9 protein-coding genes and 1 pseudogene are annotated in these 9,427 nt (G+C 34.8%); 7 read left to right on the top strand and 3 right to left on the bottom strand.

Going from position 1 to position 9,427, the window contains the following annotated elements; genetic code table 11:
• Window positions 1-403 precede the first annotated feature (403 nt).
• Window positions 404-1,222, top strand: coding sequence for a transporter associated domain-containing protein (locus tag ABWU40_RS06275; RefSeq protein WP_007549273.1), 819 nt, complete (start codon window positions 404-406; stop codon window positions 1,220-1,222).
• A gap of 66 nt (window positions 1,223-1,288) precedes the next feature.
• Here the strand turns inward: ABWU40_RS06275 and ABWU40_RS06270 are convergent, their stop codons facing one another.
• Window positions 1,289-1,633, bottom strand: a complete 345-nt coding sequence (locus ABWU40_RS06270) for a hypothetical protein (RefSeq protein WP_233395610.1) — start codon at window positions 1,631-1,633, stop codon at window positions 1,289-1,291.
• 14 nt (window positions 1,634-1,647) lie between these two features.
• Window positions 1,648-1,941: a hypothetical protein gene (locus tag ABWU40_RS06265; RefSeq protein ID WP_006280049.1), complete on the bottom strand. Its 294-nt coding sequence runs from the start codon at window positions 1,939-1,941 to the stop codon at window positions 1,648-1,650.
• 133 nt (window positions 1,942-2,074) lie between these two features.
• On the opposite strand from ABWU40_RS06265, the gene purM reads away from it, so the two are divergent.
• The gene (gene purM / locus ABWU40_RS06260) at window positions 2,075-3,112 is read left to right on the top strand and encodes a phosphoribosylformylglycinamidine cyclo-ligase (RefSeq protein ID WP_141456643.1); all 1,038 of its coding nucleotides are present in this window, start codon (window positions 2,075-2,077) and stop codon (window positions 3,110-3,112) included.
• Here the strand turns inward: purM and purC are convergent.
• Window positions 3,109-3,831: a phosphoribosylaminoimidazolesuccinocarboxamide synthase gene (gene purC, locus ABWU40_RS06255; protein ID WP_015589337.1), complete on the bottom strand. Its 723-nt coding sequence runs from the start codon at window positions 3,829-3,831 to the stop codon at window positions 3,109-3,111. The genes purM and purC overlap by 4 nt on opposite strands.
• A gap of 74 nt (window positions 3,832-3,905) precedes the next feature.
• Here purC and trmD point away from each other — a divergent pair, with 74 nt between their 5' ends.
• The 5 genes and pseudogenes from trmD (at window position 3,906) to terL (ending at window position 9,372) form a co-directional block, all read left to right on the top strand.
• On the top strand, window positions 3,906-4,616 hold the full coding sequence (gene trmD, locus ABWU40_RS06250; RefSeq protein WP_007549279.1) for a tRNA (guanosine(37)-N1)-methyltransferase TrmD: 711 nt from the start codon (window positions 3,906-3,908) through the stop codon (window positions 4,614-4,616).
• Window positions 4,600-4,977: a 50S ribosomal protein L19 gene (gene rplS, locus ABWU40_RS06245; RefSeq protein WP_006279489.1), complete on the top strand. Its 378-nt coding sequence runs from the start codon at window positions 4,600-4,602 to the stop codon at window positions 4,975-4,977. The genes trmD and rplS overlap by 17 nt, the downstream gene beginning before the upstream one ends.
• A gap of 83 nt (window positions 4,978-5,060) precedes the next feature.
• Entirely contained in the window at window positions 5,061-6,311 is a 1,251-nt protein-coding gene (pstA, locus tag ABWU40_RS06240; protein WP_353279181.1) for a phosphate ABC transporter permease PstA, read from the top strand.
• 6 nt (window positions 6,312-6,317) lie between these two features.
• Window positions 6,318-7,115, top strand: a complete 798-nt coding sequence (locus ABWU40_RS06235) for a phosphoribosylformylglycinamidine synthase subunit PurQ (protein WP_141456644.1) — start codon at window positions 6,318-6,320, stop codon at window positions 7,113-7,115.
• Between the two features lie 793 nt (window positions 7,116-7,908).
• Window positions 7,909-9,372 (top strand): annotated as a pseudogene (terL, locus tag ABWU40_RS06230) (phage terminase large subunit).
• Window positions 9,373-9,427 lie beyond the last annotated feature (55 nt).

Raw genomic sequence — 9,427 nt, 5'->3', positions numbered from 1 at the left:
ATCTATTCTATTTATTCTTTTGTATATTAAAGTATAGCAATAATAATAGTTCTATCAATAACTTGTTACTAACTTAAAATTCAGTAAAAATTGGCGTTGTTCAACTTGTGGATAAATATGTGAGTAACTTTCGTATATTATTGATTTTCTGTTATGATTTATGTGTATAAGTAAGGTGTTTAGAGTGTTAGTAATTTTCTTTTATGGAAAATACTTTACCATCATGCATTGTTACACAACTATGTATATGTTGTTGAAAAAGTTGTTGATCAATTGTTGGTATTTTATATCAACAAATAATTCACAAATTAATTTGACATTATTCACATGCTTATTAAACATTTAATAACAGTTTTCTTGATAAATCTAATCTGAAAACGTTTTTGCCATTACAGGGAATAAATTGAGTAAAAAAAGAACCTTAGTAGAAAAAATAGCATATAGAATTTTTCTCTTCCTTTTCAAAAAAGCTTCTGTGTTGAAAAAGTGTGCGACTGAGGCATTAATGAAAGATCTGCCAGACCTTAATATATTTAATGGTCTATTAAAATTCCGCGATTGTGGTATAATGGATATAATGACTCCACGTACAGAGATATGCGCAGTAGACATTGAGTCAAGCGAGCGTGAAATAATAAAGAAGATAAAAAACACTTGCCACACTAAAATACCAATTTATAAAAATAACTTTGATAACGTAATAGGCTTTTTTTATGTAAAAGATGTTATTTTTAATAGGGATAAAAATTTTAATCTGAAACATATTATACAAAGCGTAATATTTGTTCCACCCTCGATGAAGACAACTAATCTTTTTGTTAGGATGAACTCTTCTAAATCATGCTTAGCTATCGTATTGGATGAATATGGTGGAACTGATGGTTTAATTTCAATGACTGATCTTATAGAGGAACTAATACCAAACATTGATAGTGAAAACGAAATAAATTCAGAATATACCATTACTGAATTGTCTCAAAATAAGTTTGAAGTATCAGCAAGGGCTCTTATAAAAGATATAGAAGAGGATCTAAAAATAGAATTACGTGACCCTGAAGAAGACTATGTTACACTTGGTGGTTTGATTCTTTCGATTGCTGGTAAAGTGCCTTCTGTAGATGAAGTCATTAAATATAAAAATGGTATGAAGTTTATCATCAAAGATGCAAATGAGCGCTACATTAATAAAATAGTACTAGACTTAAGTGATTACAAAAATTAGATTTGGTACCCCTTGTCGGGGAATGCCTTGACACGAAGAAAAAGTTGTAATAACCAAATATGCAACTCAAGTTATAGTTAAACCTATTTCCAGCAAATTATTTTCGCAAGTATAATGCATTTCAGTGTTATAGTACTCTAATAATAAAGAGGTCATATAGATATTAATATCTTTTGTATTTAAATTAGTGTCATTTTTTTTGATTAATTTGTCTACTAATGATTTGCTTATTGGTTTGTGTTCATTTAGAATTTTTATAGTTAATAGCATTTTATCTTCTGTTTGACTCAGTAAAACAGATACTAGTTCAACTTCCGCCACTGCACTGGCTATAGTTAGCACCATATTAGAAATTATCTTATTTATCTTTTCAATTAAATCTTCCTTATTTTTTGCAGAGTATGCGTCTATTTTCCACGTAAGCTTTACTTTTTTTTTAATAAATAATTTTCGATATTAGATTTGGTCTTATCAAAGCTATAATTATCCATTGAAGAAGAATATGCCTGCTTCATAACTTTATGTTTATATATTAAATCATCGGAGCTTTCTTTAAGAAACAACAACGCTTCCTTCTGCGCATCAGCATCATTCTTATCTATTACTTCAAGCTCTTCTACGCCAAACGTTATTCCATTCATAGAGTTAGCAAAGTCATGAAGCAGCCGTCCTGATAGCAGTTCCGTTATTAACAGTATGTTTTTGGTATTTTCGTTCATTGGATAATTATAAATGATTTAAGTTACCCTATATTGGTAAGTATATAATAGTCAATTAAGAGAAAGTTTCGTTGCACTTTTTATATCAAGGCATTAATATAGTATTAACAATTTTAAAATTTATAAAAGGATTATGAATACTTATACCAGATCAGGAATAGATATTGAACTATATAATAAGTTAATAAAAGAAGTCAAGCCTATTGCTCAAGAAACTACTAGAGAAGAAGTAATCAGCGAAATAGGTTCATTTTCTGCGTTATTTGATTTTGCTGCACTAAGTAAGAAGTATGACCATCCAGTACTCGTTTCCTCAACTGATGGAGTAGGTACGAAACTGTTGATAGCTCAAGAAGTGAATAAACATGATACTATAGGTATAGATTTAGTTGCAATGTGTGTAAATGACTTACTTGCACAAGGAGCAACGCCTTTGTTTTTCCTTGATTACTTTGCAACAGGCGTTTTGACCAAAGATGTTTTATTATCTGTGGTTAAGGGCATTGCAGAGGGGTGCAAGCAAGCTAAAATAGCATTGGTTGGTGGGGAAACTGCAGAAATGCCTGGAATGTATGGTAATAATCACTATGACCTTGCAGGGTTTGTGATTGGTGTAGTTGATCGAAAGCAAATTCTTCCAAACTGTAGTATGATGAAAGCAGGTGATTATATAGTTGGCTTAGAGTCAAGTGGAATTCACTCAAATGGGTTTTCTTTAGTGCGCCATGTTTTCAAAAGCTTAGGTATAAATTATAACGATACATCTCTATGGAATAATAAATCTTGGAGTGAAATACTACTTGAACCAACAAAAATATATGTTGATTCTTTGCTGCCTATCATGTCACAAGTAAAAGGTATTGCGCACATCACGGGTGGTGGTTTGGTAGACAATATTCCGCGAATTCTTCCAAAAAACTTATTTGCAAACATAGACATTAATTCCTGGAAATGGCCAGATATATTTTTATGGCTAACAAAGGAGGGTAAAATAGAGAAGAAAGAAATGCTAAAAACATTTAATTGTGGTATTGGTATGGTATTGATCGTAAGTTCTGAGAATATGCAAAACGTGAAAAATCATTTCCAAAAACGTGGAGAAAAAATTGAAATTATTGGAAAACTTGATGAGGCATGTAACCCTCCACTTGATAGAGTAGTATTTAGTTAACCTAACTTTACTGACAGTCTTTTTGCAACTTCTAGGTATGCTTCCTTTAAATCTCCTAAATTCAAACGAAAGACGTCTTTATCTAGCTTTTTATAAGTATTTTTATCCCATAACCTGCAGTTATCAGGGCTGATTTCATCGGCTAAAATGATTTTAGTACTGTCATTTATCAATCTGCCAAATTCCAATTTAAGGTCAACTAGATCTATGCCTGCATTTGAGAATAAATCAGTTAGGATTTCATTGATCTTTAAAGTTGTAGTTTTTACTTCATCCATTTCTTTGCTAGATAGCCAATCAAAATACAGTATGTGATTTTCATTTACCATTGGGTCGGCTAGGTCATCATTTTTGTAAAAAAACTCGATTATAGGAGATGCAAGCCTCTCACCTTCTTTGATATTAAAACGTTTGCAAAAGCTGCCAGCTGCAACATTTCTAACTACCACCTCAAGAGGTATTATCTTGAGCTTTTTGACTAGCTGTTCTCTTTCATTCAGAGTTTTTATAAAATGCGTGCTAATTCCTGCTTCTTCGAGCTTTTCCATGATAAAAGCACTAACATGATTATTAATTATTCCTTTGCCCTCAATAATTTCATATTTTTCCTTATTGAATGCTGTGACATCATCTTTAAAGTGCTGTATGACAGTTGATGAATCTTCAGTTTCAATAATGGCTTTCGCTTTACCTTCGTATATCGTTTTATTCAGTGACATGTTTAATTTAACTATATATTATATCAATTTACTGTTCTTAGAGTATAGCCCCAAATAACTTAAAATAAACCTTAATGGCATTCAATGTTACAATATTAACCATATTTCCAGAAATGTTCCCGGGGTTTTTGAACTATTCTCTTGCCGGAAAAGCGTTAGAAAAAAAAATATGGAACCTTGAAGTAATAAATATTCGTTCTTTTGCGAAAGATAAACATTCAACTGTGGATGATGTTCCATATGGAGGTGGAGCAGGAATGGTTATGCGTTCTGATGTAGTTGGTGATGCAGTAGATAGTATGCTCTCTGTTCATAAAAACACTAAGTTTATTTACATGACTCCATCTGGAACTAAGTTTAATCAGAATATTGCCAGAGAATTATTAGAGTTTCCTCATATAACAATATTGTGTGGTCGATTTGAAGGTATTGACCAAAGGATAATTGATGCGTATACTCCTTATGAGTTAAGTATTGGAGATTATATACTTTCAGGAGGTGAGCCAGCTGCAATGGTGGTTCTTGATGCATGCATTAGACTTCTTCCAGGTGTAGTAAATAATACCGATAGTATTACTGAAGAAAGTTTTAATTATGGTGGTGGTGTACTTGAATATCCTCAATATACTAGACCTGAGCAGTGGAAGGGATATAAAGTACCTGAGGTTTTGTTATCTGGCAATCACAAAAAAATAAGTGATTGGAGGCAGAAGCAGTCTCATGTTATAACAAAAAAGCGTAGGCCTGAATTATTGAGTGGAGAGATAAATGACAAATTTACTTAAAAAATTTAACGAACAGCAAATGCAAGTGTTAGCTAAAGAAATACCAGAATTTCGTCCTGGCGATGATTTGAAGGTCACTTTTAAAGTAGTTGACGGTACAAGTGAACGTATACAGATATTTGAAGGTGTATGTATATCAAAAAGGAACCGCGGGTTACATTCTTCTTTTGCAGTCAGAAAAGTTAGCCATGGAGAAAGTATAGTGTCTCAGTTTTTTGTTTATTCTCCTGCACTGGTTTCAGTGCAAGTGACAAGAAAAGGAAAGGTTCGTAGAGCAAAACTGTATTATCTGTGCAAACTATTTGGAAAAGCTGCAAGGATCAAAGAACGTACTACTTATGTTAAAAAGAAATCTAAGTAGATACAATAGGGAATGACATCAACGGTTATTAAACTGGACGTTTGTACAGCTGTGGGCTTGACGATGGGATCCAGGAAAAATAAATGAGTATAAAGAAAAAATTCCTTAAATTACTTCAGTCAAGGCGTGTACATGCTCGTATAAAAAGGAAAAATAAAAAGAACAGAGCGCTACGCTTTTGTTCTTTCACGGCACTAGTTATCTCACTTGGCTGTCCTGTGTGTATATTGTTGAGTATATTAGTTAACTCTTACAGTGCCTTAACAGTAACGAAAATTTTATTGCCAGTTGAAATAAATGCTGATCTTACTTTGGCGAGTAATCCTAGTGATTTGCGGTATAAGTCCATTGGCTTACTCAACAATTCTTTACGTAAGGTGTTTGGAGGAACTGATTTTAAAGACGGTGACGAAATTTTAAGTCGTAATTCTTACAAAGAACTAGAGAAATTTTTTCGTAAGAAAGTAAAAGATAGTGGTGAATATGAGATCTGGTTTACCGCGTCAAGTATAATTAATTCAATAAATAAAGATAAATATTTGAATGATCGTTATGCTAAATTACTTGATTGGCTAAAAGAAAAGAGGAGAGTGAAAAAATTTTTTAATAAGTCTTTATTCCTTAAATCTGACTCTCGTGAACCTGAGAATGCAGGGATTTTAGGAGCGTTTATCGGTTCATTAATGACAATTATAGTGTGCCTAGCATTAGCATTACCAATAGGAATTATGTCGGGCATCTGTCTTTACGAATTTATGCCTAAAAATAGGCTAATGACTAATATTGTAGAAATTAGCATAAATAATCTTGCTGCAGTGCCTTCAATAATATTTGGTGTAGTGGGCTTAACTCTCTATCTTGGCATATTTGGGCTACCACGCTCTTCACCACTTGTTGGTGGAATGACTCTTTCATTTATGATGTTACCTAATATTATAATTGCAACAAAAAATGCCTTTGCGAATGTTCCTATTACGATAAAAGATGCAGCGTTTGCGCTCGGTGCACCTCACATCAAGGTGATATTAGATCACTCTTTACCGATTGCGTTACCAAGAATAATACATGGTACTGTGCTTGCAATTGCAAGGATTTTAGGTGAATCTTCTCCTTTACTTATGATGGGTATGGTGGCATTTATTGCTGATACACCTACGTCCTTTTTCGATCCGGCAACTGTTCTACCTGTGCAAATATACATATGGTCAAGCAATCCTGAAATTGCATTTGTTGAACTTGCTGCTATCGCAATTATAGCTTTATTATTGGTGTTATTTGCGTTAAATTTAGTAGCAAATTTTGTAAAAAGGAAATTCGAATTTTTTAATTTTTAGCAATTCATGAAAATCACAGTCCTATCTGGTTATGGCTTAAATTGCGAAAAAGAAACTGCATTTGCATTTATGGAATGTAGCAGAAAACTTGGTATTGGTAATATTGAAGTAAAAATCGTTCACATTAACGATATCATAGATAATCCAGGTGAACTGAAATTAAGCAATATACTTGCAATTCCAGGGGGTTTTTCCTATGGTGATGACACTGGTGCTGGTAATGCATTTGCTTTACGCATTAAAAACAACTTGTTGGATGAGTTTCAAGAGTTTTTATCTCAGGACAAGCTGATTATAGGAATATGTAATGGTTGTCAGATATTAGTAAAATTAATTCCAGAGTTCTCTAATCTAGCTTTAATCCATAATGATATAGGCAATTATCAATGCCGTTGGATTAGAGTGAGAGTTAATTCAAAGAGTAATTCTGTTTGGCTACGGGGCCTGAGTGAACTATATCTCCCTATTGCTCATGGGGAAGGCAAATTTTTTATGGATCAAGATACTTTGAACCAATTGATTGAGAGCAATTCCGCCGCATTACGTTACATTGATGAAAATGGCAACTACGCTAACCTACAATTTCCTCACAATCCAAACGGATCTACATACGATCTGGCAGCTTTATCAGATAAAAGTGGGAGAGTATTGGCTTTAATGCCCCATCCAGAAAGGGGAATATTTTTTACTCAGCAAGATAATTGGCCTCTTGAAAAAGAAAAATGTAAACGTTTAGGAGTGGCTATGCCAAAATATGGTGATGGAATGCTTATATTTGAAAATGCACTGAAGTATTTTTGTTAAAATTTATTGATAGGGATTTATGGTCGAAATTATCCCCTGATATTGCAAAAAACTTGCTTGACAAGCCTTGCCAGTCCCCTTATCATGAAACTGAAGCTATTTATTTATCTTCTCTGTACAGATTAAATGACAAAAAAACTCACGTATCTGGCGTCCCATGTTTAATTTTTTGCACTATGTGCATCTTATGTCTTTATAAAATTTCTAGGTTTTTACCTAATATAAGCTGAAATGCGCTTATAAAGCATTTAAAACATCAAAAAACGCCGATTTAAAAAATGGATAGTGAATAACTAGCTACCCTAGGGTTTCTTTTGCCTTTTTTTCTGTTTAGTAAATTTCTTAATGTTTATAATTTAGATTAGTTGCGGCTTAAAAGCAACTGAATCGCGGTTATTAAACGTTTAGAATAAAAAAACGCCATACTTGAAAGTATAATGTAAGTAATTAGCCAACCACGGGGCTTCTTTTGCCTTTTTTTTATTTGGTAAATTTCTTAATATTTATAGCTAAACAACAACCGTCATCCCGCTACTTATTAGCGGCTGAGATACCGCAGCAGTATGACGGTTCGCGGCGGCATAGTAATTCGTCATCCTGCTGCTTGTTAGCGGGATCTATGCTTTGAGATACCGCGAATGAATCGCGGTATGACGGTGTAGATGATGGTTAAGTAATTCGTCATCCCGCTGCTTGTTAGCGGGATCTAGAGATACCGCGACGTCTCACCTATAGCCTTCAGTGCTCCTTTTTTTGTCATCCCAGCGTCACGCGTTGGTTTCAACATTATATCATGAACTTTCTAAAATTCATTGAACTGTGCTTTCAAACGGTGGTGCCGGGGTGTGAGTATAATGATTATCAGTATATAAAAGTCATAGCAGACAGACTTGAAGCGGCAAATGTTGGCAAAATGAGGCGAATAATATTCAATATGCCTCCGCGTTCAATGAAGTCCCTGTGCGCTAGTGTTGCGTGGCCCGCATGGATACTGGGAAATCAGCCAACTGCAAGAATAATAGTTGCAAGCTACTCTCGGCTGCTTAGCGAAAAGCACTCGCTCGATACAAGATGCATAATGCAGTCTAGTTGATATAGAGAGCTGTTTCCAGAGGTAGAACTATCCAAAGATCAGAATACCAAATACAAATTTCAAACAGTGCAGAGAGGATACAGAATCGCAACGTCCGTTGGAGGGACGTTAACAGGTGAAGGTGGTGATTTCATCATCGTGGATGATCCACTGAGTCCCGCCCAAGCTTTGAGTGAAACGTTTAGAAAGCGTGCTACAAATTGGTTTGACCAGACTCTAGTAACCAGGCTCAACGACAGAAAAAAAGGAGTAATTGTTCTTGTGATGCATAGGCTACATCAGGAAGATTTGACCGGACACCTTCTCTCCAAACCGAAAAACATATGGAACCATACTTGTTTACCGATGATATCTGAAAATAAGGAGATTATCTATTCAATCAAAAAGCCAGCGCCTCCTTTTCTTGTTCCTGTCACCCGAGTAACTACAAATGAGTACAAAAGCTGGATTACAGCATCAAGTGCTAGAATGATACCACCCGTAATATTATACTCAAGAGAAGAAGGTCAGTTGCTATATCCCCTCGATGGAGGAAAAGAAGAAGTTGAGATGATAAAGGTTGAACTTGGAAGTTACGCTTTTGCTGCACAATATCAACAAAACCCTCTGCCACTTTCAAGTGGTATAATTAAACGAGAGTGGCTGAAGCGCTATAGAAATTTTTCTGATAGTCTCTCATATGTTACTCAGAGCTGGGACACTGCAGTTTCAACAAGCAGCATGAGCAACTTTAGCGTCTGCACCACCTGGACAAAAGTGGGCAATAAATTCTATTTACTCGATGTATATCGCGCAAAGCTTGAGTATCCAAAGCTTAAAGAGCAAGTTCTGTCACTAGCTGCAAGATGGACACCGCACGCAATTTTAATCGAAGCAAAAACAAGTGGTCAGCAATTGGTGCAAGAGCTAAAGACAAACAGTGATTTACCAATTATCGAAATAGTACCACATGATGACAAACTCACTCGATTTTATCAAATTGTTCCGATTATAGAGTCTGGCAAGGTTTTTCTGCCGCACCAAGCAGTATGGCTGAACGATTTTGAGTATGAGATTTTAATGTTTCCTGAAACTCGACACGATGATCAAGTGGATAGTACCGTGCAATATTTGCAGTGGGTGAGAGATAGTAGCTCTAGGGTCGCAGCTTTACGGGCATTGTGATTTAAGCCTACCAGATCCAAGTAGTCAGCTACTTGCATGACACCCTAACAACCGT

The sequence above is a fragment of the Wolbachia endosymbiont (group A) of Cydia amplana genome (genome assembly GCF_964028495.1).
Taxonomy (GTDB): domain Bacteria; phylum Pseudomonadota; class Alphaproteobacteria; order Rickettsiales; family Anaplasmataceae; genus Wolbachia; species Wolbachia pipientis.
Note: the sequence above shows the minus strand (reverse complement) of the source record. Positions and strands in the feature narration are given on the sequence as shown.